This window comes from Tsukamurella paurometabola DSM 20162 (genome assembly GCF_000092225.1).
In the GTDB taxonomy this organism is placed as follows: domain Bacteria; phylum Actinomycetota; class Actinomycetes; order Mycobacteriales; family Mycobacteriaceae; genus Tsukamurella; species Tsukamurella paurometabola.
In genome coordinates, this window is sequence record NC_014158.1 from 83,788 (window position 1) to 109,545 (window position 25,758).

The 25,758-nt window shown below is 68.3% G+C and carries 25 protein-coding genes; 14 read left to right on the forward strand and 11 right to left on the reverse strand.

Annotated features, from left to right (window positions below; genetic code table 11):
• Window positions 1–51: 51 nt before the first annotated feature.
• Together TPAU_RS00405 and TPAU_RS00410 are read right to left on the reverse strand one after the other, a co-directional pair.
• Window positions 52–1,347 carry a glycoside hydrolase family 5 protein gene (locus TPAU_RS00405; protein ID WP_041944195.1) on the reverse strand — a complete coding sequence of 432 codons (1,296 nt, stop codon included), beginning with the start codon at window positions 1,345–1,347 and terminating at the stop codon, window positions 52–54.
• Between the two features lie 249 nt (window positions 1,348–1,596).
• Window positions 1,597–2,847 (reverse strand): glycoside hydrolase family 5 protein, encoded by a 1,251-nt coding sequence (locus TPAU_RS00410; RefSeq protein WP_115329732.1) that lies wholly within the window; start codon window positions 2,845–2,847, stop codon window positions 1,597–1,599.
• 193 nt (window positions 2,848–3,040) lie between these two features.
• On the opposite strand from TPAU_RS00410, the gene TPAU_RS00415 reads away from it, so the two are divergent.
• Window positions 3,041–3,490 carry a hypothetical protein gene (locus TPAU_RS00415; protein WP_013124789.1) on the forward strand — a complete coding sequence of 150 codons (450 nt, stop codon included), beginning with the start codon at window positions 3,041–3,043 and terminating at the stop codon, window positions 3,488–3,490.
• A 15-nt stretch (window positions 3,491–3,505) separates the two neighbouring features.
• Here TPAU_RS00415 and TPAU_RS00420 read toward each other — a convergent pair whose 3' ends face one another.
• From TPAU_RS00420 to TPAU_RS00435, 4 genes are all read right to left on the reverse strand, one after another.
• Window positions 3,506–5,761 (reverse strand): heavy metal translocating P-type ATPase, encoded by a 2,256-nt coding sequence (locus TPAU_RS00420; protein ID WP_013124790.1) that lies wholly within the window; start codon window positions 5,759–5,761, stop codon window positions 3,506–3,508.
• A 236-nt stretch (window positions 5,762–5,997) separates the two neighbouring features.
• Window positions 5,998–7,080 carry an alpha/beta hydrolase gene (locus TPAU_RS00425; RefSeq protein ID WP_013124791.1) on the reverse strand — a complete coding sequence of 361 codons (1,083 nt, stop codon included), beginning with the start codon at window positions 7,078–7,080 and terminating at the stop codon, window positions 5,998–6,000.
• A 21-nt stretch (window positions 7,081–7,101) separates the two neighbouring features.
• Window positions 7,102–7,704 carry an FMN-binding negative transcriptional regulator gene (locus tag TPAU_RS00430; RefSeq protein WP_013124792.1) on the reverse strand — a complete coding sequence of 201 codons (603 nt, stop codon included), beginning with the start codon at window positions 7,702–7,704 and terminating at the stop codon, window positions 7,102–7,104.
• Between the two features lie 10 nt (window positions 7,705–7,714).
• Entirely contained in the window at window positions 7,715–8,104 is a 390-nt protein-coding gene (locus TPAU_RS00435) for a DUF5313 domain-containing protein (protein ID WP_013124793.1), read from the reverse strand.
• Window positions 8,105–8,298: 194 nt separating this feature from the next.
• Here TPAU_RS00435 and TPAU_RS00440 point away from each other — a divergent pair, with 194 nt between their 5' ends.
• From TPAU_RS00440 to TPAU_RS00455, 4 genes are read left to right on the forward strand one after another with little or no spacing between them, the layout of a single operon-like run.
• Window positions 8,299–8,916, forward strand: a complete 618-nt coding sequence (locus TPAU_RS00440; protein WP_041944197.1) for a TetR/AcrR family transcriptional regulator — start codon at window positions 8,299–8,301, stop codon at window positions 8,914–8,916.
• Window positions 8,913–9,410 (forward strand): GNAT family N-acetyltransferase, encoded by a 498-nt coding sequence (locus TPAU_RS00445; RefSeq protein ID WP_013124795.1) that lies wholly within the window; start codon window positions 8,913–8,915, stop codon window positions 9,408–9,410. The genes TPAU_RS00440 and TPAU_RS00445 overlap by 4 nt, the downstream gene beginning before the upstream one ends.
• On the forward strand, window positions 9,410–10,051 hold the full coding sequence (gene bluB / locus TPAU_RS00450; RefSeq protein WP_013124796.1) for a 5,6-dimethylbenzimidazole synthase: 642 nt from the start codon (window positions 9,410–9,412) through the stop codon (window positions 10,049–10,051). The genes TPAU_RS00445 and bluB overlap by 1 nt, the downstream gene beginning before the upstream one ends.
• A 21-nt stretch (window positions 10,052–10,072) precedes the next feature.
• Window positions 10,073–11,434, forward strand: a complete 1,362-nt coding sequence (locus TPAU_RS00455) for a L,D-transpeptidase (RefSeq protein WP_083773732.1) — start codon at window positions 10,073–10,075, stop codon at window positions 11,432–11,434.
• Here the strand turns inward: TPAU_RS00455 and TPAU_RS00460 are convergent.
• Window positions 11,431–12,657: an MFS transporter gene (locus tag TPAU_RS00460; protein ID WP_013124798.1), complete on the reverse strand. Its 1,227-nt coding sequence runs from the start codon at window positions 12,655–12,657 to the stop codon at window positions 11,431–11,433. The two genes, TPAU_RS00455 and TPAU_RS00460, sit on opposite strands and share 4 nt — an antisense overlap.
• A 99-nt stretch (window positions 12,658–12,756) precedes the next feature.
• Between TPAU_RS00460 and TPAU_RS00465 the strand changes: the two genes are divergently transcribed.
• Window positions 12,757–13,086, forward strand: a complete 330-nt coding sequence (locus TPAU_RS00465; protein ID WP_013124799.1) for an ArsR/SmtB family transcription factor — start codon at window positions 12,757–12,759, stop codon at window positions 13,084–13,086.
• Here the strand turns inward: TPAU_RS00465 and TPAU_RS00470 are convergent.
• The gene (locus TPAU_RS00470) at window positions 13,022–13,717 is read right to left on the reverse strand and encodes a DUF998 domain-containing protein (RefSeq protein ID WP_013124800.1); all 696 of its coding nucleotides are present in this window, start codon (window positions 13,715–13,717) and stop codon (window positions 13,022–13,024) included. The two genes, TPAU_RS00465 and TPAU_RS00470, sit on opposite strands and share 65 nt — an antisense overlap.
• 10 nt (window positions 13,718–13,727) lie before the next feature.
• Entirely contained in the window at window positions 13,728–14,651 is a 924-nt protein-coding gene (locus TPAU_RS00475; RefSeq protein ID WP_013124801.1) for a cytochrome c oxidase assembly protein, read from the reverse strand.
• A gap of 20 nt (window positions 14,652–14,671) precedes the next feature.
• Here TPAU_RS00475 and TPAU_RS00480 point away from each other — a divergent pair, with 20 nt between their 5' ends.
• The 7 genes from TPAU_RS00480 to TPAU_RS00510 all read left to right on the forward strand — a co-directional run bounded on the left by TPAU_RS00480 (window position 14,672) and on the right by TPAU_RS00510 (window position 22,409).
• Complete coding sequence (locus TPAU_RS00480; protein WP_013124802.1) at window positions 14,672–15,370, forward strand: response regulator transcription factor; 699 nt, start codon at window positions 14,672–14,674, stop codon at window positions 15,368–15,370.
• Entirely contained in the window at window positions 15,370–16,497 is a 1,128-nt protein-coding gene (locus TPAU_RS00485; RefSeq protein ID WP_013124803.1) for a sensor histidine kinase, read from the forward strand. The genes TPAU_RS00480 and TPAU_RS00485 overlap by 1 nt, the downstream gene beginning before the upstream one ends.
• 94 nt (window positions 16,498–16,591) lie before the next feature.
• Complete coding sequence (locus TPAU_RS00490; RefSeq protein ID WP_013124804.1) at window positions 16,592–18,772, forward strand: SulP family inorganic anion transporter; 2,181 nt, start codon at window positions 16,592–16,594, stop codon at window positions 18,770–18,772.
• A 149-nt stretch (window positions 18,773–18,921) separates the two neighbouring features.
• Window positions 18,922–19,569, forward strand: a complete 648-nt coding sequence (locus TPAU_RS21650; RefSeq protein WP_013124805.1) for a hypothetical protein — start codon at window positions 18,922–18,924, stop codon at window positions 19,567–19,569.
• Window positions 19,541–20,248 carry a response regulator transcription factor gene (locus tag TPAU_RS00500; protein ID WP_013124806.1) on the forward strand — a complete coding sequence of 236 codons (708 nt, stop codon included), beginning with the start codon at window positions 19,541–19,543 and terminating at the stop codon, window positions 20,246–20,248. The genes TPAU_RS21650 and TPAU_RS00500 overlap by 29 nt, the downstream gene beginning before the upstream one ends.
• The gene (locus TPAU_RS00505; protein WP_013124807.1) at window positions 20,248–21,600 is read left to right on the forward strand and encodes a sensor histidine kinase; all 1,353 of its coding nucleotides are present in this window, start codon (window positions 20,248–20,250) and stop codon (window positions 21,598–21,600) included. The genes TPAU_RS00500 and TPAU_RS00505 overlap by 1 nt, the downstream gene beginning before the upstream one ends.
• Window positions 21,601–21,611: 11 nt before the next feature.
• Window positions 21,612–22,409 (forward strand): glutamate racemase, encoded by a 798-nt coding sequence (locus tag TPAU_RS00510; RefSeq protein ID WP_013124808.1) that lies wholly within the window; start codon window positions 21,612–21,614, stop codon window positions 22,407–22,409.
• A gap of 201 nt (window positions 22,410–22,610) precedes the next feature.
• Here TPAU_RS00510 and TPAU_RS00515 read toward each other — a convergent pair whose 3' ends face one another.
• On the reverse strand, window positions 22,611–24,191 hold the full coding sequence (locus TPAU_RS00515) for an ABC transporter permease (RefSeq protein ID WP_013124809.1): 1,581 nt from the start codon (window positions 24,189–24,191) through the stop codon (window positions 22,611–22,613).
• Window positions 24,188–25,087 carry an ABC transporter ATP-binding protein gene (locus TPAU_RS00520; protein WP_013124810.1) on the reverse strand — a complete coding sequence of 300 codons (900 nt, stop codon included), beginning with the start codon at window positions 25,085–25,087 and terminating at the stop codon, window positions 24,188–24,190. The genes TPAU_RS00515 and TPAU_RS00520 overlap by 4 nt, the downstream gene beginning before the upstream one ends.
• A 64-nt stretch (window positions 25,088–25,151) precedes the next feature.
• On the opposite strand from TPAU_RS00520, the gene TPAU_RS00525 reads away from it, so the two are divergent.
• Window positions 25,152–25,613 carry a GbsR/MarR family transcriptional regulator gene (locus TPAU_RS00525; protein ID WP_218022121.1) on the forward strand — a complete coding sequence of 154 codons (462 nt, stop codon included), beginning with the start codon at window positions 25,152–25,154 and terminating at the stop codon, window positions 25,611–25,613.
• Window positions 25,614–25,758 lie beyond the last annotated feature (145 nt).

Consider the following 25,758-nt stretch of genomic DNA (forward strand, 5'->3'; position numbering starts at 1 on the left):
GTCCAGGGGTGGAGAGATGGGCAACATCCGGTGGTCGCGGTTCCCGCGCTGTCACTTCGAGAGGTGCTGCGGTTTCTCGATGACGGTGGCCTGGGAGAAGCTGCGGGTAATGCCGGGCGCCGGGAATTGCCATCCCTGGAGGTTCGGGGGCTGTCCGACGGGGTTGGTCCCGTGCGTGCTGAGGGCGCCCTGAAGCCCGGTCGTGACGCCGAATGACAGGACGTCGAAGCCGTAGTAGTTGGCCTTGTTATAGAACTCGTCGCCGAGGTCGTTCCATCGCGCAGCGGTTTCGGGCTCTGATATTTCGTTGTGCCAGCCGACTTCGCCGATCGAGCACTTCACGGAGAACTGGCTGCACCAACCACCGAAAGTATCCAGTCGCCACAGGAACCCGGTGGTGTACCCGCGATCGGACCAGAATTGTCCGGGTGCCGAATCGTAGTTCGGATCGAGCTTCTTCTCTTCGAATTTCGAGGCCGTATTGGGGTCGCTGACGGGATACATGTGCTGCGAATACTCGATGCGATTGAGCGGATCGACGGCCCAGGGCCCGTTCGGGTCGGTGCTGGCGAAGTCGTGGTTGAGGGTGCAGCACAACGACTGTACCCAGACATACTTGTCGTCGCCGTTGTCACGAATGGCTTTGATCGAGGCGTTGATCGCGGACTTGTAGGCGCTGTACGGAGCCGGCCAGGTCCCCGGATCCTGCATGTCTGTCCGGATGGGATGCTGATAGGAGACGGGCTCGTTGACCAGGTCGTACACGGCGACGGCCGGCTCGCTCTTGTAGAGTGTCGAGATTCGCCGCCAGAGGTTGGCGAGGTGGGCGTCGGTCAGTCCTTTACCGCACAACAGGACTCTGCTGGGAGTGGGTTCCTCCCAATTCGTAGCACCGGTGCGGTCCTCCCACGTGCATGGATTGCCCAGCACGAGTACTACCTTCAGGCTGGCCTTCTTCGCCTTGGCGATCTCCGATGAGACCTTCGCTACGTATTTCGCGTCCAATGGTGCCCCGGTATTAGTGGCAGTGATTCCACGCTGCATCACGTCCCAGTTGAACCCGATGCGGACGTACTTGTGCCCTTTCGCCGCAAGGTAGTCGTATGTACTCTGCGGCTCACCGAATTTCGATGGCGATTCGTCCGGCCAGTCGTATGCGGTCTGTGATTGGACGAATAGCATGTTGGTGTTCACGCCGCGTTGGCCGAACCCATAGGAGCCGTTCGCCGACGCGGACGGCGGTGCGGAAAGCAATGAGGCTGCGATGACGAAGGAAGCCGCGAACGCGGCGAACCGTGCTTTCATGATGGTCTCCATATCGAGTTCCTGGGCGGTCAACCGCCTCATTTCCGAAGGGTGCGGCCGCAGCGTCGACGATTCGTCATCGTCAGTACTATGCGCACCATTGGTCTCACCTGAACGGAATGCTCGCCCCAGACGGTTGCCGCGCGATCGGAGGCGCCGCTAGCAACGCGGTGCCAAGCAGGATCGCCGCCGGTATCGCGGTCAGTCGTGGACGGTCTGAGAGGTACATCGTTACTCCCGTTATGTGATCGTGCCGAGTAGGGAGGATGAGTGGAACGTCGATCTGTTCGACTAGGGCCGTGAGAGATGTGACGGCTTCTCCAGGATCAGCGCCTGCGGTTGCTTGCGGCTGAATCCGGGTGCAGGATGCCATGCGGGGGTGGCGGAGTCGTAGGCCCATAGGCTGCCCGGCGATGTCGAACTCGCTCCGTAGTACGTCACCGCGAATCCGTGGTAATTGGCCTTGTTGTACCACTCATCGCCGAGCTGGTTCCACAACGCGGCGCTGTCTGGCGACTGCCCGTCGCCGTACCAGCCGACCTCGCCGATGGAGCACTGGACGTTGCTGCGATCGCACCACCCGGCGAACCTGTCGAGCCGCGAGAGAAAACCTCGGACGTAGCCCCAGTCCGCCCAGAAGTCGCCTTGAGGTTGTTCGTAGTTGGGATCGATCTTGGCCATATCGAACACTTCGCCCTTGGAGCTATCGCTCACGGGGTACATGTGCTGGGAGTACACGATCTTGTTCAGCGGATCGATGACCCACCCGCCGTTGGGATCGGTGCTGGCGAGGTCGTGTTCTCTATGGCAGCACAGCGATTCGACCCAGATCTTCTTGCTGTCGTTGTTGGCACGCAGAGCGGCGACGATCGAGTTCACGGCCGCCTTGTACGACGTGTACGGCTGGTCGGCGGCATTCTGGAGTTCGCTGCGAGTCGGGTGATTGAATCGCACCGGTTCGTTGAAGAGGTCGTACGCCACCACGCTGGGTTCATTCTTGAATTGATTGGACAATTGGAGCCATACGTCGTTCGTGTCGGCGAGCGTGAGTCCCGCGCCGCAGACTTTCACGGGTGCTGTCGTCTTTGGCTTCGTCCATTCGCAGCCGTTATGGAGGTCGAGCACGGTTTTCAGGCCTGCTGCCTTGATCTTGGCAACTTCTGCCTTGATCGCGGTCCAGTACGCGGCGTGAAATGTTCGGTTGCCGGTGTCGAGATTGGGCTGGAGAAAGTTCCAACTGATGGGCAGGCGGATCAGCTTGTGGCCGAGGCTCGCGAGATAGTTGTACGACGATTGAGGTTCGCCGGTGTTGGTGATGGTGGGGTGGTCAAATATGGTCACCGCCTGAATCTCCATCGTGGTGACGTTGATCCCGCGTTGCCCATCGCCGACGGGGACCGCCGCTCGCGCAGGCCCGATGGCAATCGCGGACATGGCGGCGACCAGCACGGCAACAACGAAAACCACCGCGGCGCGGTGGCTCGCGCGTCTGATTCGACGTGCCGATACGGCGAATTCTGCACCACCGGTCGAAGAGTTCATCGCCGTGCCCCGTTCGTCAACGGCGCCTCACGAGAGCGCCAACAGATCGCAAATCTAGCACCATCTACATCACCAGTAACATCCAACAGTCTGTGCGTCGAAGCGGAATCGGTGCGACGCCGAGCGCGGTAGTGTGCAATCACAAACAGGCTCGGAGGTGACGCCGGGCTGTCCTTCCTTGATCGGAGATCCAATGAAAGTCTCTGTTCGCACGTGGTCCTGCTCGGTGTTCGCATTGACGTTGATCGCCGTCCCCATGGGACCCGCGGTTGCCGGTGCCGATCCGACGCCCGCACCGCTGTGCGTCATTCCGTTCACGTCCGGATACACGGGTACTTTCAACAACTCCAGCGCCACTGCGACGGCGTCCGGGGACACCGGCGTTTCATCCGTAGCGATCGATGTCGTCATTCAAAAGAGTTGGCAACGCATGATGTTGCGAGTGGTGTGGAAGAACCTCGATACCGGGGCGTCCGGAGCCGTGAGTGATGGCTACGATGCCACGGGCCCCGCGCCGACGCGGAAGACTTTCGGCGCGCTGGCGACAGGTACCGGCCGTGTCGAGTTCCAGATCGGGCTCAACCTCCCGGAGGGGAATCACATGACTAGCTGGCAGACGTGCACCGCTGAGGCGACCCTCTGACGTCGAACGCCGCCGCTAGCGGGAGCCGAATCGACGTAGGCGCAGGCTGTTCCACACCACGAAGAAGGAGCTGAAGCTCATCGCCGCGGCGCTGATGAGGGGATTCAGTAGTCCGGCGGCCGCGATCGGAATCGCCGCGACGTTGTAGCCGAAGGCCCACACCAGGTTCGTCTTGATCGTCTTCAGTGTGGCGCGGGCCAGGCCGAGCGCATCGGGAACGGCGGACAGCTCCTCGCGCATCAGCACCACATCGGCGGCACCTTGGGCCACGTCGGTACCGGTACCCATTGCCAACCCGAGATCTGCTGCGGCCAGCGCGGGACCGTCGTTCACGCCGTCGCCCACCATGGCAACCCGGCGGCCCTCGGCCTGCAGCGCCCGGATCTCTGCCACCTTCCCCTCGGGCAGCACATCCGAACGGATGTCGTCGATGCCCACGGCCGCAGCCACTTTCGCGGCCGCGGCGGCATTGTCGCCGGTGAGGAGGACGGTGGTGATGCCGGCCTCGTGCAGCCGCGTGATCGCCGCCCGCGCATCGGGTTTGATCGTGTCGGCTATCTCCATGACGGCGGCCACAGCCCCGTCGACCTCCACCACGGCCACGGTGCGACCCGCCTCGGCCGCCGCATCGACCGCGGGCGCCAGCACACCGGGCGAGACGAACCGCGGATTGCCCACCCGCACCGTCCGCCCGTCCACCGTACCCGTGGCGCCGAGGCCGGGTACGGCCCGGAAATCCTCCACCGCAGGCAGATCGGCGCCCGCCCGCGCCACGACCGCCCGCGCGACGGCGTGCTCGGAGGCGGTCTCGACAGCACCTGCGAGGCGCAGCACCTGGGCCTCGGTGAATCCGTCCGCCACGGCGATCGCCGCCACTTCCAGCAGGCCCGTGGTCACCGTGCCGGTCTTATCGAAGACCACCGTGTCGATGCTCTCGGTGGCCTCCAATGCCTGATGGCCGCGTACGTACACGCCGAGCTGCGCACCCCGGCCCGAGGCCACCATGAACGCCACCGGGGTCGCGAGGCCCAGGGCGCACGGACAGGCGATCACCAGCACGGCGATCGCGGCCTTCACGGCATCGTCGATCGACCCGCCGAACAGCATCCAGCCCGCGAAAGTCAGGGCGGCGATGGCGAACACGCACGGCACGAACACCGCCGAGACGCGATCGGCCAGGCGCTGCATCCGCGCCTTCGTGGCCTGCGCGTCCTCCACCAGACGCAGCATCGCCGCGAACGTGGTGTCCTCGCCGACGGCGATGGCGCGCACCGTCAGTCGGCCGTCCTGGCACACGGTGCCGCCCACCACTCGGTCGCCCGGTCCGGCCGGGACCGGGCGGGACTCGCCCGTCATCGCCGAATTGTCGACGAACGCGCTGCCGGACTCCACCACGCCGTCCGTGGCGATCGTCTCGCCGGGCCGAACCACGAACACCTGGTCCTCGCGCAGCTCGCCGATCGGGATCCGCAGCTCGGAACCGTCGCGCACCAGCACGGACACGTCGCGGGCGCCGCGGGTCGAGAGGTCGCGCAGCGCCGAAGCCGCCTTGGCGCGTGCGGAGGCCTCGAAGTACCGGCCGGCGAGTACGAACACCGTGACGCCCATCGCGACCTCGAGGTAGATCGGGTCGGATTGCACGATCGCGTTCCACAGACCGTGCGGGTCGGGCCGCTGCCGGCCGGGTGTGAGCACGGTGACCACCGACCACGCGGTAGCGGAGATGATGCCCACCGAGACCAGGGTGTCCATCGTCGCCGCACCGTGCCGCGCGCCCTGCCAGGCCTTCTTGTGCAGCGGCCAGGCGCCCCACGTGACCACGGGCAGGCTCAGTGCGAGCAGCACCCACTGCCAGCCGGGGAACCGGGTCGACGGGATGATGGCGAGCACGATCGACAGATCGGCGGCCGGCACGAACAGCACCAGTGAGACGACGAGGCGGCGCAGCACGTCGCGCCGCTCGCGCTCCTCCGCCAGCATTGCGCGGCGCGGGTTCGGGGACTTCGGTGCCGCGGTGTACCCCGCCGCCTCGACGGTGCCGGTCAGCTGCTCGACGGTGACCGTCGGCGCATGTTCGACCGTTGCGGTGCGGGTGGCCAGATTCACTACCGCCCGCACCCCGTCGAGCTTGTTGAGCTTGCGCTCCACCCGGCCCACGCACGCCGCGCAGGTCATGCCGCCGACATCGAGGAAGGTGCGCTGCGCCTCAGCCGTGGCGTCCGCGGACTCGTCCGCGGAAGCGGGAGGCGCGGCCGATTGGAGATCCGTCACCCCTCCAGTATCCACGCGGCGCGAAATCGGTCCGGAAACGTGAAAGGCCTTGATACCGGCTCCCGGAATGGGGGGAGGAGGGGGAGCCGGTATCAAGGCTCAAACACGCAGCCGTCGACGTGGGGGGAGACGTCATATGACGGCCGCAGAACCTACGATACGTGGTGTACGCGTACGCCCGCCACCTTTCGTGACATGCGTGTTCGCATGGCAGTGCAATGTGCCTACAAATGTTGTCAAGATTTCGCGACGAGCTCGTTCCGTAGCACGTCAAGGGCGGTGTCCACATCGACGCGTGCGTCGGCGCTCACGCCGACCGAATTCAGGAATCCGTGCAACGCGCCGGGCGCGAGTTGTGTCGTGGCGTCCACTCCGGCCTCACGCAAGCGCTGTGCGTAGGCCGCGCCCTCGTCGCGCAGGGGGTCGAATCCGGCCACCACGACGTGCGTGCGGCCCACGCCACCGAGGTTGTCGGCGTGCAGCACGTGGAACTTCGGATCCTCGTCCTGCCCCGGCTCGGGGAGGTACCGCTCGCGGGTCCACTCGATGTCAGCCTTCGTCAGGAAGTACCCCGTGGCGAAGGTGTCGCGGCTGCGGTTGCCCGGATCGGCCCCCGTCACCGGGTAGAACAGGAGCGCGACACGCGGTTGCGGGCCGCCCCGCAGCGACAGTTCGCGGCAGGCGACCGCCGCCAGATTGCCGCCCGCGCTGTCTCCGGAGACGGCGACGCGGACCGGATCCGCACCGAGCTGATCGGCGTGCTCGATCGCCCAGGCCGTGGCCGCGACGGCGTCGTCGGCCGCGGCGGGGAAGACCGCCTCGGGAGCGAGCCGGTAGTCCACGGACAGCACGCGCGCCCCGACCCGGTCGGCGATGTACCGGCAGGGTGCGTCGTGGGATTCCAGATCGCCCAGGACGAAACCTCCGCCGTGGAAGAACACCACGAGTGGCGATCCGGCAGGGAGGTCCTTCGGGGTGTACAGCCGTGCGGGCAGGGTGCCCGCGGCGCCGTCGACCAGGAGACCCCGCGTGGCCACGTCCGGTGCCGTTCCCGCGCCCACGGCCTGTCCGAGGCGGCGCATCCGCACGCGAGCCGTCGCGACATCGGTGCCACCGATACCGGTGATTCCTTGCGCCTTGAGCAGGAGCAGGGTCAGCTGGGAGTCGACGTCCATCTCATTGCCGTCGACCCGCGGCGCCGGACCGACGATGCGTCGCTTGAGGTGAACCGGAAGGCCAAACAGGGCGCGTGCCCCGCCGGCGACCACCGGGCTGGGAACGGCGAGCGCGACCTTCTGCACGAGATCTCTGAGTGCCATGCTCCGATAGTAGGACGTACGTCACAATCCGCGCGCACGGCGCATCTCGGCGCCGGCCCGCGGGTCGGCGCTGTCGAGCGCTGTCTGCACGCCGGCGATGTCCTCGGCGCTGCGGCCGCGACTCCATTTCTGTTTGGCCGCCACGGCCGTCACCTCGACCGTGAGGCCGACGATCGCCTTGAGCTGTTGCTCGATGTATGCGGGCGGGGCGTCGTCCAGGCCCCAGGGCTCGGGCCGGTTCCGTTCGTGCCGGGCGGTGAGCCGGGCGACGATAGCGCGGCACGCCGCTGCGTCCTCGTGGATGCTCGCGCGGCCGCGAAGCTGTACCTCGCTGTAGTTCCACGTGGGCACGGCGCGACCGTGCGCGGCCTTGGACGGGTACCACCCGGGCGAGACGTAGGCATCCGGCCCCGTCACCACGATGAGGACCTCGGCGCCATCGAGCCCGCGCCAGTGGCGGTTCGCCGTGGCGAGGTGAGCGATCACGGTATCGCCCTCCCACAGCAGCGGTAGCGTGCTCGCGTGCAGCCCGCCCGAGGCCGAGAACACGGTGCCGATGCCGGCGGCGGCCACCATGGCGCGGGCTCGCTCGTCGTCGGAACGGTCGGGTGCGGCGACGTACATCAGTGCTCCCTCAACGGTCGCGGGGACCGTACTTCTCCAGGTACTCGCGATGCAGATCGGCCTCCCGGATCCGGGCCCGCTGATCCACCAGATCGGGGTCGAGGCCGTGCCAGCGCAGCCGTGCCCGACGGTAGATCTTGTTCAATGCGATCGAGAAGTACACGAACGGGATGAAGATCGGCAGGGTCATCGTGGCCTTGACCAGGAAGTCCGCATCGACGAACCAGAACGGGACCAGCATCAGCACACACGGGATCGAGAACCGGATCACGGTACGCGCGCCGGCCCCGGCGCCCGCGAGATCGTGCGCCACCCAGTCCCGCATCGAGGCCGGGAGCGTCTTCCCGTAGGAGTACAGCAGGTACTGCACCGGGTTCGGCTTGGTCGGGCTCTCGGTCATACCGCCCATACTCTCACCACGCACCTGTCGGGCTCGAGCCGCGGGCGCCGCGGAAACCCGAGGTGATGGCCCCTTCACCCGGGCGGGTTCCGCGTGCGGCCGACCGTGGATGGGGCATGAACGAACCATAATTCCGGGCGGTTCTTGCCATCATGAACGTTTCCGGGGCCACCACCAGCCTAGAATCGGACGTTGTGAGTCCCGGCAGAAACGATCAGACCGCGCAGAGCATCCTGTCTGCGGCGGTGGCGAGCATCGGCAGCGTCGGTATCTCGCGTACCACGATGGAGCATGTGGCGAACCTCGCCGGCATCGGCGTGGCCACCGTCTACCGCCGCTTCAACCGCAAGGACAACCTGGTCCAGCAGGCGATCCGGTACGAGGCCGAGCAACTGCTCAAGACCATCGAGCAGCAGATCGCGGGCTTGCCCACGGTCGAGGAAGCGCTGACCGAGGGATTCGTGGCCTTCCTCCGCGAGGCCCACCGCCGGCCCTTGATCCGCGGTATCGGCGACGGCAACGTGGTGGTCGGCCTGCCGATGATCGCGCAGGGCGGCGCGATGCTCATCGAGATCGGCCGCACCTTCGCGGCCAACATCATCGAGGGCTTCCAGGACAAGGGAGACCTACCGGAGTTCGACCCGAAGCCTATCGCCGAGATCTTCGCGCGCGTAGGTCATTCGGTGCTGCTCGCGCCCGACGGCCTGATCAGCTTCGACGATCCGTACGCCGCGGGCCGGGTGGTCCGCGAGTGCCTGATGCCCGCCATCGCCGCGCAGACCGCCGCGGCCGCCACCGAGGGAGCCTCATGATCCGGCCCGCGACCCCCGCCGATGTGCCCGAGCTGCTGAAGATGATCTCCGAGCTCGCGGCCTACAACAAGGCGCCCGACGCGGCCGTGGCCACCGAGGACCAGCTGCACGAGGCGTTGTTCGGCGAGCACCCCGCGGTGTTCGCGCATTTGGCCACCGAGCCGGGCGAAGACGGCGCCGAGGTAGCCGTCGGCATGGCCGTGTTCTTCCGCACCTTCTCGACCTGGACCGGGGGCTACGGCATCTGGCTCGAAGACCTGTACGTGCGTTCCACTTCGCGCGGCGGCGGCCACGGTAAGCAGCTGATCGCCTCGCTCGCCAAGCTCTGCCAGGATCGCGGATACCCGCGCCTGGAATGGACGGTCGTCGAGTGGAACACGCCCGCGATCGGCTTCTACCGGGCGCTCGGCGCCGTCCCGATGGAGGACTGGACCACACAGCGCCTGACGGGCGACGCGCTCGGCACCCTCGCGAGCCAGTTCGACGGGTCCTGATGGACGTCTTCGAGGCGATCCGTGCGCGCCGCGACGTGCGCAACGAGTTCAGCGGCGAGCTGATCGACGAGGAGCGCCTCACCCGGCTGCTGCGGGCCGCGCACAGTGCGCCGAGCGTGGGCAATACCCAGCCCTGGGACTTCGTGGTGGTGCAGGATCCGGCCACACTCGCGGCGTTCGCGGATCACGTCGGTCGGTGCCGGGAGGATTTCGCACGGTCGTTGCCGGCGGATCGTCGGGAGACGTTCAATCCGATCGTGATCGAGGGCATCGAGAGTTCGCGCACCGGTGTCGTGGTCACCTATGACCCGACGCGTGGCGGGAAGAACATCCTCGGTCGGCACACGATCGATGAGACCGGGCATCTCTCGGTTGCGCTGGCCATCCAGAACCTCTGGCTGGCGGCCACCTCCGAGGGCGTCGGCGTGGGGTGGGTGTCCTTCTATCAGGAGTCCGCACTGCGGGATCTGGTCGCCGTACCGGAACATGTTCATATTGTGGCGTGGTTATGTGTGGGACCCGTCACATGCTTCCAGGAGGTCCCTGACCTGGAACGATTCGGATGGCGGGATCGGCGCCCGCTGTCCGAGGCGGTGCACCGCGAGCGTTTCCGCACGGAGGTCGTCACAGAGGATCGTTAGACTGCGGTCGACGATGAGGGGATGTACGTGACGCGATTCAAACGTGCTCGGAGCGGCGGTCAGCGGCTCGTCGGGCGACGGACGGTGCTCATCGGAGCCGCCGCGGCGGTGCCGCTGGTCGCCGGGGCCTGCACCATCGGCGATACCGGTGGGAAGGGTGCCGCGCCGTCCACGCCGCCCAAGGATCCGGCCGAGGTCACCGTCACCCCTGCCGACGGCGCCAAGGACGTCAGCCCGATCGCGCCGGTCTCGGTCTCGATCGCCAAGGCCACGCTGGGCTCGGTCACGCTCACCGACGACAAGGGCGCGGTCGTCGAGGGCACACTCTCGACCGACATGCTGTCCTGGAAGCCCGCGGCACCGCTCGCCTACAACGGCGTGTACACGCTGGTGGCGAAGTACCAGACCCTGGGGCAGCAGCGCGAGCACAAGACCACGTTCAGCACCGTGGTGGTCGATGAGACCAACAAGACGCTGCCGTACTTCGAGAACACCGGCGGCAACTCACTCAACGACGGTGCCGTGTACGGCGTCGGCCAGGTCGCGGTGGTGCACTTCGACGAGCCGATCAAGGATCGGGCGATGGCCCAGAAGCTGCTCACGGTGACCACCACCCCGCCGGTGGAGGGCGCATGGAGCTGGACCACGGATAAGACCGTCGCGTGGCGGCCCAAGGACTACTACCCCTCCGGTACCAAGGTCGCGATCGAGGCCAAGGTCTTCGGCAAGCAGGTGAGCCCCGGCCTGTGGGGCGAGAAGGACATCGCCATCACGTTCAGCATCGGTGAGTCCCACGTCTCGATCGCCGACGACAACACCAAGCAGGTGCAGGTGTTCGTGGGCGGCCAGATGGTGCGCTCGATGCCCACGTCGATGGGGCAGGGCGGCACCGAGGTAGTCAACGGCACCACATTGCACTTCTGGACGCAGCGCGGCATCTACACGGTGCTGGACAAGGCCAACCCGGTGGTCATGGACTCCTCCACGTACGGCCTGCCGATCAATTCGCGGCTCGGCTACAAGCAGACCATCGGCTGGGCCACCCGGATCAGCAACGACGGCATCTACCTGCACGCGCTGGACAACATCGCCGCCCAGGGGGTGCGCAACGAATCGCACGGCTGCCTCAACCTGAGCCCGGCGAACGCGCAGTGGTTCTTCGGGATCAGCCAGCCGGGCGATGTGGTCGAGGTCCGCAACACCGGTGGCGCACCGCTGGAGCAGTGGCAGAACGGTGACTGGTCGGTGCCCTGGGCCACCTGGGTGGCCGGCGGCGCCCAGGTCGACGAGCCCGCACCCGGCCCCGGGGCGACGACGCAGGCTCCGGATCCGGCGCAGCCGCCCGCGTCCGGGCCACCGCAGTCTCCCGCTCCCGGGAACTAGGCGGCGGGCGCCGGGGCGGCGGCGCGGCCGCTGCGGACGCCGATCGCGGCGGCGATCAGGCACCCCGCGGCCACCGCGGCGGCGAACCACGGGAAGATCGCGGCGGTGCCGTACTCGGTGGCGAGGTAGCCGGCGATCACGGTGGGCACACCCATCGCGAGGTAGCCCAGCAGGTAGTAGGCGCTCATCACCTGGCCACGCGCGTGCGCCGGAGCGACCGACGCCAGGTGGCGCAGCGAGCCACCGAAGGCCAGTCCGAAGGTGGCGCCCAGCGCGACGGTGTCGGCCAGGATCAGCCAGGTCGCGCCGGAGCGCAGCGCCAGCACCGCGACGCCGAGCGAGAGCACCAGGCCCAGGTCGCCGACGATCGCCGTGGGCCGCGCGGGGTAACGGCCGCCGAGGTACTGGGCGATCGCCGAGGCGACGGCCATGACCGCCACCAGCATCCCGGTGAACAGGACCGAGCGGTGCCCCGTGACGTGCTGTACCAGTGCCGGATACAGGCTCAGGAAGACGCCGAGTACCGACCACGCGGTGACGATGCCGATGCCGGAGAACCAGAAGTCGGACGTGATCTCGCCGGGGACCCGTGGGCGGGAGAACCGCACCCGGCCGCCGGTTCGAGCGGCGTGCGGTTCGACCAGTGAGATCACGCCGGCGAGCACGGCCAGTACCACCACGCCCATGGCGATGAACGGGGTGCGCAGCGGGCTGGGCGCGTACTGCGCGACCGCGGCGGCGCCGAGCGCGGTGGCTGCGATTCCGACGTTGAGGAAGACGCCGGACAGCATCCCGTTACGGGCGCCTTCGGTGGGACGCACGTCCAGGAGTGCGGCGCCGGCGACCACGGTGATCGAACCGATGGCCGCGCCGTGCAGGAACCGCGCGAGGATGAGCTGCCACTCGGCGCCGGCGAAGAGGAAGATCACCAGTCCCACGAGGATGGTCGCCACGGCGACGAGGAGCACCGGCTTGCGGCCGATGGCGTCGGAGACGGGCCCCACCGTGAGCGCCGCGCCGAGCGCGCCGATGGCGTAGACGGCGAAGACGAGCGTGGTCGACAGCGCCGAGAGGTGCCACTGCTGTTGGTAGAGGGGGTAGAGGGGTGACGGTAACCCGGAGACGCCCAGAGCGAGTGCGAGCAGGGTGAGCAGGAGCGCGAACGACCAGGCCTGAGGGTGCGGCCGGGCGGTGGTGGTGCGCGGTTGCTCGGTGATGCTCATCGGCGGTCCCCTCCGGTAGCCTGGTTCGATGGACGTCGAACTCTGCCGAGCGTACAGTCAGGTTCGATCTCGATCAAACCGTTATCTCAGGGAACGAGAATGATGCCCGATACCCCCGTGGCTCCCTTGCAGACCGTGCTCGCCGCGCTCGCCGATCCGGTACGCCTGGAGATGGTGCGGCGCCTGCATCGTGAGCAGCGGCCGCTGGCGTGCGCGGAGCTGTACGACGGGGTCACCAAGGCCACTGCGAGCCACCACTTCAAGGTGCTGCGCGAGGCCGGGGTCACCCGCCGTGCCGACGAGGGCGCGCAGGTGCGCCAGCAGTTGCGGCTCGACGATGTGGAACTGGTGTATCCGGGCCTGCTCAGCTCGGTGCTGGACGCGGCGGATCGGGCGGTGCAGAACGTTTCCCCACCGGCAGGGCGATGAGCACCAACCACGACGTGATACCGGCGATCTGGAGCCGCTGCGCGAGGCCCAGGTAGAGCTCCGGGTCGGTGATCGCCATCGCGGCGAGTGTCCACACCGTGGTGATCAGGTAGGTCATCCCCGCGCCGAAGGCGGCCACGGTGAGCGGCCGGGCCGTGCGCAGCGCACCGTCGTTCCCGCCGCGCAGCAGCCACGCCGCCCAGGCCAGCACGGCCACCGCGCCGCCGGTCCCGGCGATTCCCGACGAGTAGGCGTGCGCGAGGTGGGTGAAGGGCACCTCGCCGTTGGCCTCGCGGAAGGCGCATGCGGCGTCGGAGGTGGGTGTGCAGGACAGCGGCAGGAGGGCGTCCGAGATCGTGCCGACGCCGAGCATGATCATCCCGGCCATCCAGCCCCACGCGAACCGCGAGGACGGGCGGGCGGCTCGCCACCACAGCGCGGCGCCGACCACGAAGCACGTGCCGGCCAACAGGTCGGTGCCGCGGAAGAAGTGCGCGTACGGCTGGCCGGTGGCCGCCACCTCGCTCACATAGGACCGCAATCCGTTGAGCCGGGAGCCCATGGTGGGAGCGAAGATCCATGCCGAGTAGAAGATCGCGCCGGCGATGATCACCAAGCGGGCGCGCTGCATGCCGACCAGGTTACCGGCCCCTGAGCTGCTCGAGGTACGCGTTGTACGCGGCGCGCTCGTCGTCCTCGCGGACATCGGCGCCGGCGCGCTCGGAGTCCTGCTTCTCGGCGCGGCGCCAGCGCAGCGCGAAGATGCAGACGGTCACCATCGCCACCGGCTCGCCGTACGACCAGGCCAGAGCGCCGGCGATGGTCTGATCACGGACCGGGTCGATACCCCATTCGGGCGGCGGGAACGCGAACATCGTGATCATCGGTGTGGTGGCCATCATCAGCGTGACGCCGATGAACACGTGGAGCGGCATCTCGATGAAGATGTCGAAGAATCGCATCAGCCAGGAATCGCGACCGGGTAGCGGGCCCACCGACATGATCGGCAGGATGAACAGCAGCCCGGCGCCCAGGAAGAACACCTGCAGCCCGGTGTGACCGAACCAGTTGCCGCCGACCGCGTCGATGATCCCGGTGAGGTACACCCCGTAGTAGCTGATGAGGAACAGCGGGATGGTGAAGCCGGAGTGCAGCAGGATTCGCGGCGCGCGGCTGCGCAGCAGGCCGAGTGCCGCACCGAGCACCACCTTGCCCAGTCCGCGGTGTGGAGTAGCGCGCAGCAGTAGCACCCCGGGAGCGCCGCCCACCAGCAGCGGCGGGATCAGGATCGACAGGGTGAGCTGCTGGAACATGAATGCGCTGAACAGGTGCCACGAGTACGCCTCGATCTTCAGGCCGGTGACCGCGGCCAGCGCCAGGCATCCCAGCAGGAAGCTGATCACCCGGGCGACCGGCCAGTGCCGGCCCTGCGCCCGGACGCGCTTCACGCCGATCAGGTACACGACCACCGCGATCGCGGCCACGAGTGGAAGCAGCGGTAAGGACGGCGGCTGCCAGCCGAGCATCCCCAGGATGGTGGGCGGCGCCGCCGGAGGTGGAGGCATATGCACATGCGCATATTACAATGAATGACATGAACACTGAAAGTGTCCTCGTGATCGAGGACGAACCTGCCCTCGGACGCCTGGTCCGGGACTACCTGACCCGCGAAGGCTTCGACGTCACGGTGGCCATGGACGGCGAGCGCGGGCTACAGCTCGCCCGCGAACTCGACCCGGCCGTGATCATCCTCGACATCGGTCTGCCGCGCATCGACGGACTCGAGGTGTGCCGCTCACTGCGGCGCTTCTCCGACGCCTACGTCCTCATGCTCACCGCCCGCGGCGATGAGACCGACAAGATCGTCGGGCTCTCCGTCGGTGCCGACGACTACCTGGTCAAACCCTTCAGCCCCCGCGAGGTGGTGGCCCGGGTCCGGGCCATGCTGCGCCGTCCGCGTCGCATGCCTGACGGTGCCGGCACCGACCGCACGTACGGCGATCTGGCGATCGATCTGCTCGGCCGCGAGGTGCGGATCGGCGAGAAGGAGATCGACCTCACCGCCACCGAGTTCGACGTTCTGGCAGTGCTCGCGCGCAGCCCCAACGTCGCCTTCTCCCGTAGCCAGCTGATCGAGGCGGTCTGGGGTGCCGGCTGGGTCGGCGACGAGCGCCTGGTGGACGTGCACGTCGGCCGCGTGCGGCGCAAGCTCGGCGACGATGCGGGCGATCCCCGCTACGTCCGGACGGTGCGCGGAGTGGGATACCGAATGGGACAGGGGTGATGCTCCTGGATTCGCTCGTCGAGCCGATCCGGGAGCGTCTCGCACGGCAGGGGATCGGGACTCGGATGGCGGGCCTCTTGGTCCTGGTGTCGCTGGTGACGCTCGCCGTCACCGCCCTGGTCGACTTCGTGCTCTGGCCCATGGTGCTCGAAGGGCACTTCGCAGGCATCCGGTTGCCCGATCCGCAGCAGCACACCCGCGACTCCTGGACGCCTGCGAACCTCCTCGCGGTGGTCCTCGGCTTCGGCAGCGCCGTAGTGGTCTCCATCGGCCTGAGCCTGGTGATCGCGCGCCGGCTCAATCGCTCGGTGGAGCGGTTGGCCACGGCGGCGCAACAAGTCGCCGACGGACGGCCGGATGTGCGGGTGGCCCCGGTCTCGCTCGGGCCCGAAGCGGGGGAGTTGGTGTCGGCCTTCAACGAGATGGCGACCAAGCTCGAATCCACCGACCGCTCGCGGCGTCGGCTCCTCACCGATCTCGCGCACGAGATCCGCACCCCGGTCAGCGTTCTCGACGGATATCTCGAGGGGATGCAGGACGGTGTGGTGAGCGCCGACGAAGAGACGGTCACCATGCTCCGCGAGCAGACCAACCGCCTCGCCCGGCTCACGGAGGACGTACTCGCGGTCTCCCACGCCGACGAGGGTGCCCTGGATCTGCGCCCGTCGGAGGTGGACGTGCGCGAACTCGTGGAATCGTCAGTCGCGGCGGCTCGCAAGGCGTACGCGGATAAGGATGTCGCGCTCTCATCTCGGGTCCGCCTGGGGAGGACGATGATCCGGGCCGATCGGCAGCGCCTGCAGCAGGTGCTCGCCAATCTGTTGGCGAATGCGCTGCGGCACAGCCCTCCGGGCACGTCGGTCGAGGTGGTCGCCGAGGTCGCCTCGCACCGGCGGGTGAAGATCAGCGTGATCGATCATGGCGACGGTATCGATGCCGAGCACCTGCCGTGGGTCTTCGAACGCTTCTACCGGACCGATGTGGCGCGCGACCGCGACAGCGGTGGAAGCGGTGTCGGGCTCACCATCTGCCGGAGCATCGTGGCCGCGCACGACGGCCACCTGTGGGCGGAGTCCGCAGGGGTGGGATCAGGCGCAACCTTCGCAATGACTCTGCCCGCCCGATGATTTCGGTACGGAAGTAGTGGTCTGAGCCACTTCACCGAACCTTCACGGCAGTGCGGCGGTGCGGACACATGTCGCCCGCACAGTGGATCTGGTAATGAACAGTTCGATCCGTGAGGGAGTCGTCGTGCAGGAGAAGTTAAGAGAGGTGGTGCGTTTCGACGTACCGGCCTCGATCGTGGTGTTCTTGGTAGCGCTTCCGCTATCACTGGGCATCGCGCTCGCATCGGGGGCACCGCTCATGGCGGGTCTCATCGCCGGTGTCATCGGTGGCATCGTCGGCGGCCTCATGGGAGGCTCGCCGCTGCTGGTCAGCGGTCCTGCAGCCGGATTGACCGTGGTGGTCGCGGAGCTGATCAACAAGTTCGGCTGGAAGGTGACCGCCGCGATCACCGTGGCGGCCGGCCTGGTCCAGATCGGACTCGGCATGAGCCGGATCGCCCGTGCCGCACTGGCCATTTCGCCGGTGGTGGTGCACGCCATGCTCGCGGGCATCGGTGTCACCATCGTGATCCAGCAGACCCACGTGCTGTTCGGTGGTACCTCGCGAAGCTCGGTGCTGCAGAACCTGATCGACCTGCCGGCCCGCATCGGCTCGATGCACTGGCCCGATTTCGCGGTCGGCGCCATCGTGATCGCCGTGATGCTCCTGTGGCCGAAGCTCCCACCGAAGTGGCGGCGCGTCCCGGGTGCCCTGGTCGCGATCGTGGCCGCCACCGTCTTCTCGCTCGTGGTGCCCATGAACGTCGAGCGGATCAAGTTGAACGGCTCCATCATCGACGCGATCGGGCTGCCGCAGCTGCCCACCGGACAGTGGGCCGCGGTGGCTCTGGGTGTGCTCACCGTCGCCCTCATCGCCAGCGTCGAGAGCCTGCTCTCCGCGGTCGCCGTCGATAAGATGCACGACGGTGCCAAGTCCAACCTCGATCGTGAGCTGATCGGTCAGGGTGCGGCCAACTCGCTCTCCGGTCTGCTCGGCGGGCTGCCCGTGACCGGTGTCATCGTCCGCAGCGCGACGAACGTGACCTCGGGGGCGCGGACTCGCTGGTCGGCCGTCCTGCACGGCGTGTGGCTGCTGCTGTTCTCGGTCGCGCTGTCCGGCCTGGTGGAGAAGATCCCCACCTCCGCGCTGGCCGGCCTGCTCATCGTGATCGGTGTGCAGCTGGTCAAGACGGCGCACATCCGCACCGCTCGGCGCACCGGCGACATCGCGGTGTACGCGGTCACCATCCTCGGCGTGCTGTTCCTGAACCTGCTCGAGGGAGTGCTCGCAGGCTTGGTCGTGGCCATCCTGCTGGTGCTGTGGCGGGTCGCCCGCGCCTCGATCGAGGCCTCGCAGGACAGCGCGGGCCGCTGGCACGTCGCGATCGACGGCTCGCTCAGCTTCTTCTCGCTGCCGCGCCTGTCGCGCGTGCTCGCCTCGGTGCCGCCCGGCGGCGATGTGGCCATCGAGCTCACCGTCGACTTCCTCGACCATGCCTCGGCGGAGGAGATCACCGAATGGGTGCGTCGCTACCGCGCTGGCGGCGGCACGGTGACCATCGACGACCTCGGTGTGGCGCAGATCCACGCGGCCGGTGATACCTCCCCGCGGCGGACCACGGAGCGTTCGGCCGAGCGCGGCCTCCTGCCCTGGCGGGCGCACGCCCGCGGTGGGCTGGCCGACGGCATCGCGCGGTACCACCGCCGGCACGCGTCGCTGCTCAGCGACGATTTCGACGGGCTGATCGATGGTCAGCGGCCGGAGGCACTCTTCTTGACCTGCGCCGATTCGCGGGTCGTACCGAACGTGATCACGGCCAGCGGGCCGGGCGATCTGTTCACCGTGCGCAACGTGGGCAATCTGGTCCCCGCGGGTGGGGTCGACGGTTCGCTGGAGGCCGCCCTGACCTACGCGGTCGACAACCTCGATGTGAATCAGGTGATCGTGTGCGGCCACTCGGGCTGTGGCGCGATGGGAGTCGCGCTCGACCGCCCGGCCGTCCCGCCGAGCATCGAGCAGTGGATCGAGCACGCGGACGCCTCGGTCGAGGCCTACCGCGAAGGGCATCCGGTGCGGCGTGCGGCCGAGGCCGCGGGCTTCGGCCCCGTTGATCAGCTCGCGGTGGTCAACATCGCGGTGCAGCTGGAGAACCTGCGCAACCACCCGCTGCTGCGCGAGGCCGTGGCCGAGGGACGGATCGACGTTGTCGGCCTGTTCTTCGACATCGGCACCGGGCGGGTTCTGCGGGTCACCGACACGGCGGTCGTCGAGGCGGACACCCTCACCCACGTCTGACGGCAGGCCGGCGCGGCGCCACGGGTCCCTCACCCCGGTGGCGCCGCGCACCCCGTTCCGATCTGCGGAACGACTACTGTGACAGAACTGTGACACGGATGAGGCGCGGAGGCGGCCGACGCGGGACTTCCGCGCCGGAGGCTGAGGTCATGCTCATGAATCCCCGTCTCTGGGCCGCGGCCAGTGTCGCCGCCGGTTCCTTTCTGGCGCTCGCCGCGCTGTACCTCGTGCTGGTCGGCACGGCGACCGGGCAATACGTCGACCACGAGGTGATGCTCCGCGTGTCCGCCGCCTTCGGCGTCGAGTTCCCCACCTCCGGCTGGTTCGGCGATATGCAGATGCCGCTGCTGCTGGTGGGCTTCGCCACCACCGCCGTGCTCGTTGCGGCGAGCCGGTCCGTGCGCACCGCCGTCGAGGCGGCCGCCGTCCTGCTGCTGACGCTGGGCGGCGCGTACGTCCTCAAGGCACTGCTGGAGCGGCCGTCGTTCGGGGTCGGCCCGATGATCAACTCCTTCCCCTCGAACACGGTCGCCGTCTTCGCCGCGCTCGCCGCCGTCGCGTTCATCACCGCCCCGTCGGCCCTCCGGTCGATCGTCCTCAGCTACGCGCTGGGCGTCGGTGCGGTGGCCTCGGTCACCGTGATCGCTCTGCAGTGGCACCGCCCGGGCGATGTCCTCGGCGCGTGGTTGGTCGCGGCATGCGCCGCCGGCGCGGTCCGGGCGTACGGTGCCGCGTGGAGCGCCGAGACGATCCTGAGGAGGCCGGTCGGTGGTCGCACTGCTGCTCATCGAGGATGATCCTGCGATCGTCGACGCCCTGACCCTGTCGTTGCAGCGGCTGGACTATCAGGTGGCGCACCTGCCGAGTGCGCCGGACGATCTCGACGACCACGTCAGCGCGGCCGATGCGGTGATCCTGGACGTGGGCTTGCCCGGCGAGGACGGATTCGCGGTGTGTCGCCGGATCCGCCGCACCAGTCAGGTGCCCATCCTCATGCTCACCGCGCGGGCGGACGATATCGACACCGTCGCGGGATTGGAGTCCGGGGCCGACGATTACGTCGTCAAGCCGGTGAGCCCGCGCGTCCTCGATGCCCGGATCAAGGCCGCACTGCGGCGATCCGCGCCCGCCGGTGCCGCACCCGAGACGGTGGTGGCCGAGCCGGCCGTGCCGGCGGTGGCCGTACCCGGGACCGGTCTGGTCGTGGACCGAGCCGCGGCGGAGGTGCTGCGCGACGGGGCGCCGCTGCCACTGACGCCCACGGAGAAGCGCCTGATGTACGTCTTCGCCGATCACCCCGGTCAGGTGCTCAGCCGCGAGCAGTTGCTGACACTGGTGTGGAACCAGGACTTCCTCGGGGATTCGCGACTGGTCGACAATGCGATCCTGCGGCTGCGGCCCAAGGTCGATCCGCCCGGTGAGCCCAGCTGCATCGAGACGGTCCGCGGCTTCGGCTACCGGTTCCGGGCGGGCTGATGGCCGGGAGCCTGCGGGCGCGGCTGCTGGTGATCATCGTGCTGGTCACCTCGTTCACGGCTGCGGTGACCGGGGCCTCGGTGGCCTACGTCGTGCGCGACTGGGTCTACGAAGACGCGCAACAGGCCGTGCTGACCGCGTTCCGACACGATATGGAACGGTTCGACGATCAGCCGACGATGGAGAACCTCCTCGGCGACTATCTGGTGACGACCTCCGACGGAGGGGTGGTGCAGCCGGGGACGGTGCCGCCCGGCACCGTGCCGTCCTCGATGTCGGCGGATCTGCGGGCGACGCCCAGCATCTACCGATTCCAGCGACTCGCCGACGGCCGCCTGCTGGTCGGGCACAGTTCCAGCAAACATCCGTATCTGATCTATTCGGTGCAGCCCTTGGAGGGCGTGCAGCAACGGCTGCGGCAGCTGATGACCTTCGTCGCGCTCGCCACCCTGGGCGGGGCACTGCTCGGCGGACTAGCGGGGGTGCTGGTGGCGCGCGCCGTGACCCGGCCCCTGCGGCGGGTCCAGGATGTGGCGTCCGCCGTGGCGGCGGGCGACTCCACCGCGCGGCTCCCCGAGACCTCGCTGGCCGAATTGCGCGAGCTCTCGGTGAATTTCAACGGCATGCTCGACCGGCAGAACGAATCCCTCGATGTGCTGCGCCGCCAGGACGAGCGCTCCCGGCGGTTCGCCAGTGACGTCTCGCACGAGCTCCGCAGTCCGCTGGCCGCGCTGGTGCCGGCCGCCGAGGTCCTGCGGGAGGAAGCGGATGCGATGGCCGCCGAGTCGTCGGGTCATCCGGATCTGGCGCGCGCGGCGCGCATGGTGGCCTCCGAGGTCGACGGCCTGGCCCAGCTACTCGACGATCTGCTCGAGATCACTCGCCTCGACGCGGGTGTGGCGCAGGTGCGGGCCGAAGAATTCGACCTGGTCGCCACGGTGCGGGAGGCGCTGGACGCACGCGGATGGTCGGGCGTGCGGATCGACGGGCCGGGCGAGCTGTGGGTGAACGCGGACCGGCGCCGAGTGGTGGCCGTGGTGACGAATCTGGTGGGGAACGCTCTGCGCCACGGCGCGCCTCCGGTGACGGTGTCGATGCACCGCTGGGCGCAGCAGGGTGATGGCGGAGCCGTGGTCGAGGTGCGCGACCACGGTGGCGGAGTGCCCGAGGGGCACGAGGACCTGATCTTCGACCGCTTGCACAAGGCGCAGGCGGCGCGCTCGCGCGGCGCAGGCGGCGGTGCGGGCCTGGGCCTGGCGATCGCCCGGGATAACGCCAGGCTGCTCGGCGGCGATGTCGACTACCGGCGCGACGGCGCCACCACCGTCTTCCGGGCCTGGTTCCGCGGCTAAACTCTGAGACCATGCGCGTGGCGGTGATCGACTCCGGTTTCGGCATGGTCAATTACGCCGACGCCCTGTCCCGGCTGCGCCCGGACACCGAGCTGGTGCTGGCCCGCGATCCCGACAACATGCCCTACGGCCTGCTGCCACCGGAGCGGATATCCGAATGCATCGTGGCGATGGCGGGGGCCGCCGCGCGATACCGGGTGGACGCCATCGTGGTCGCCTGCAACACCGGGTCGATGTACGCCCTGGAGGCGGCGCGGGCCCGGTTCGAACCCGCCGTGCCGGTGATCGGGGTGGTGCCCGCGATCCGCCCGGCGGGGGCGACGGGGCGGCCCTTCGCGGTGTGGGCCACCGCGGCTGCCACGGTCAGTGACTACCAGACATCGTTGATCGACGCCTTCGCCGATCCGTCTCTGGCGCATCGTATTCCCTGCTATGGCCTGGCCGAGGCCATCGACTCCGGCGATCTCGACCGGGTCGCGGACGCCGTCGCCGCGGCAGCCGATGCCACGCCCCCCGATATCGAATCGGTGGTGCTCGGCTGCACGCATTACGGGTTGGTTCGCGAGCAGATCGTCGCGGCGCTGCGGGCACGCACCGGCGTCGATCTCACGGTCTTCGACTCGCCCGAGCCGGTGGCGCGTCAGGTGCTGCGCCGACTGGGTGTGGACCCGGGCGGCCCGCAGCGCCTCGGCGCGGTGGTCGCCGTGCTGGAGTCCGGCCGGCCGGGCGCGATGCCGCCGGTCCTCGCGGCCTATCCCGCGGGGCGCGATCTGTTGGACCGCTGCGATCGCGGCGAGATCAAGGCATGACAAAAAGATCGCGATGAGATATATGCATGATCGCAACTCTCCTGTTATCCTGAGAGTGCACTGACCGCAGCTGACTCGCTCGCTGCGGTCAGTAGTCATTTGCAGGGCTTTTGACCTCCGGGCGTCTTCCGGTTTCTCTCAGGTGCGACTCCACGGCAGCGTGCGCTGCTGCAGCTTCGAAGGCACACGCGAATTGCGTCGCTAGGCGGCCAGATCGCGCCGGGATTCGGCGGTGGCGGCGGCGATCAGGCCCACCGCGGAGATCGCCACCAATGTCACGGTCGCCCCGGTCACCAGCGCGGCACCGGGCTGAGTGGCCACGTGGGTGAACGGCGACAACGTCGACACCCAGTCGGGCAGCCGTAACACGTCGGCCACCATCATCACCACGCACAGCGCCAGGGCCACCCATCCGACCGCCGACCATTGGGCGTGAATCGCACCCGCCAGGGCGGCGATCGCGGTGATCACCCAGACCGCAGGCAGGGCGCCGAGGGCCGGTCCGATCAGCTCGCGGCCGGCCGTGAGTGAGACTCCGATGCCCAGGGCGAGGGTCGCGACGAAGGTCGCGATCACTGCCACCGTCAGGTGTGAGACGTACCAGCGCAGCCGCAGCACGGGTGCCGATAGGAGGTATTCGGCGCGGCCCGAGAGCTCCTCGGAACAGGCGGTGTTGACGATCGAGATGCCGAGCGCGGCGGTCGCCATGCCCATCACCGAGAACTCCGCGCCGAAGAAGATGTCGAGCAGGTTCGAGCCGGAACCCCCCAGTCGTTCCAGCATCTCCCGGGTGCCCTCGTTCCCGGCGAGCGAGTCGATCGCCGAGCCCATCCCGCCGAACGCCGCGCCCACGGCGAGCATGCCCACGGTCCATCCGATCACCTGGCCGCGGTGCAGCCGCCAGGTGAGCGCCTCCACGGAACCGAGCAGCGGTCCGGCGTGGCTCCGGCCGCGGCCCACGGGGATCAGTCCGGCGCCGAGGTCGCGGCGCGCGGCGATCCGCAGCGCCGCGGCGGCGAACACCACGGTGAGTACCACCAGGGGGAGTGCGGGCCACCACCGGTCGTCGGCGAAGGGCCGGATCTGCTGTGACCAGCCGAGCGGCGAAAGCCAGGACTCCCAGCCGGGTTCCGCGGGCAGCGTGCCATCGATACGGAGCACAGACACATCGCCCACGGCGCGCAGCAGGTACGCACCACCGAGGCCGACGGCGAACAACCCGCGCGCGGCCCGGGCGCCTTCGGTCAGTTGTGCGCACAGCAGCGCGAACCCGGCGAAGACGATGCCGGTCAGCGCCCACAGTGCCCCGAAGGCGACACTGCCCGGTGCGTCGGCGCCCATCCCGATCAGGACGAGCGCGCTCACCGCGCCGATGGCCAGACTCAGCCCGACCGACTCGATCAGTGCGGCCAGTGGCGGCGCGATCCGATCGATCGCGGAGGCGCCCAACATCTCCCGGCGACCGGACTCCTCGTCGGCGCGGGTGTGCCGGATCACCAGCAGGCCGGTGAGCAGGCCCAGAGCGGCCGCCATCATCACGACCATCTTGATCATGCCGACAGCACCGACGGTGGCCGAATAGACGGGGCCGAACATCGCGACCAGAGAGGGGTTCTCGCTCGCCGCGCGGGCCGCGGACTCGAGCGCGGCCTGATCGCCGTAATTGACCTTGGCGGTGGAGTAGGCCGATGCGGCCATCGCCACGTACAGCAGCAGCCACACCACCAGTTGAACCCGGTCACGCCGGACCACCAGCCGCAGAGTGGCACCGAGCCCCGTCATCGCGTGCCCCGTTCGGCGGTGTCGTAGTGCCGCAGGAAGAGCTCTTCGAGTGTGGGCGGGCGGCTGGTGAGCGAGGTGGGGGAGGCGGCGGCGAGTTCGCCGAGCACCCGGCCGAGGTCTGCGGTGTCCACGCTGAACGAGAGGCGATCGCCGTCGGTTCGCAGGTCGTGTACGCCCGCGGTCGCGGACAGGTCCGTGGGTCGCGACACGGTGGCCTCGACCCGGGTGCGGGACAGGTGCCGCAGCGAGGCCAGGGTGCCGGTCTCGACGGTCGCGCCGTCCTTGATGATCGTGACGGCGTCGGCGACCCGGTCGACCTCGGACAGGATGTGGCTGGAGAGCAGGATCGAGGCGCCGCGGGCCTTCTCCTCCTCGAGGCACTGCGTGAACACCTCCTCCATGAGCGGGTCCAGGCCGGAGGTGGGCTCATCGAGGATGAGCAGTTCGGCGCGGGCCGCGAAGGCCGAGACCAGTGCCACCTTCTGCCGGTTGCCCTTGCTGTACGTGCGGGCCTTCTTTCCGGGATCGAGGGCGAAGCGCTCCAGGAGTTCGTCGCGGCGCACCTCGTCGATGCCGCCGCGCAGGCGACCGAGGAGGTCGATGATCTCGCCACCGGACAGGTTGGGCCACAGCGTCACATCGCCCGGTACGTAGGCCAGCCGCCGGTGCAGTTCGGGGGCCTGGCGCCACGGGTCTCCGCCGAGTAGTTCGACGGTGCCGCTGGTCTTCTTCAGCAGGCCCAGCAGGATTCGGATGGTGGTCGACTTACCCGCGCCGTTCGGCCCGAGGAAGGCGTGCACTTGTCCTGGCAGGACGTGCAGATCGAGCGCGGTGAGAGCGTGAGCGCTACCGAAAACCTTGGTCAGGCCCTCGGCGCGGATGACTTCGTTGGTCATACCGAGGACGCTATACCCGTTTCAGAAGTTTGTGAAGTGTGTGAAGACTGTATATCCTGTGTGCGTGGACGCGCCGAACTTCGTCGAGAACATGGCTGCCGCCCTGGTGGAGGCGGGTATGCAGAGAATGGCCGCCCGCGTCTTCTCGGCCGTGTTGGCCTCGCCCGATGGCGCGCTCACACCGTCGCAGATCGCGAAACAGCTCAGGGTCTCGGCCGGGGCGGTCTCGGGCGCGGTCGGTTACCTCGAACAGGCCGGCATGATCCGCAAGTCCCATGTTCCCGGTTCGCGGCACAGCCTGATCGAGCTGGGTGATGACATCTGGTACGAGGCGCTCACCTCGCGTAATCCGATCCTGGAGCGGTGGCTCACGGTGGCCGACGAGGGGCTCGAAGAGCTCCCCGACGGTGGGCCGGCGGCCGAGCGGGTGGCGGTGATGCGCGACTTCTTCGCATTCGTCCTTACCGAGCTGCCCGATCTGATGGAGCGCTGGCGGCTGACCAGGCTCGAACGGCACGGGCACTGAGCAGCACGCGGGGCTGAGGTTCGCTGCGGATAGCACGGAAGCTTCGGAAAGTGAAGTTTGTTTGCAATAACAACATCTAATAGCCATCGAATGTTTCTTCACTTCGTTAGTTTGCAAACGCAGAATTAGCGCCGGACGGGGTCAC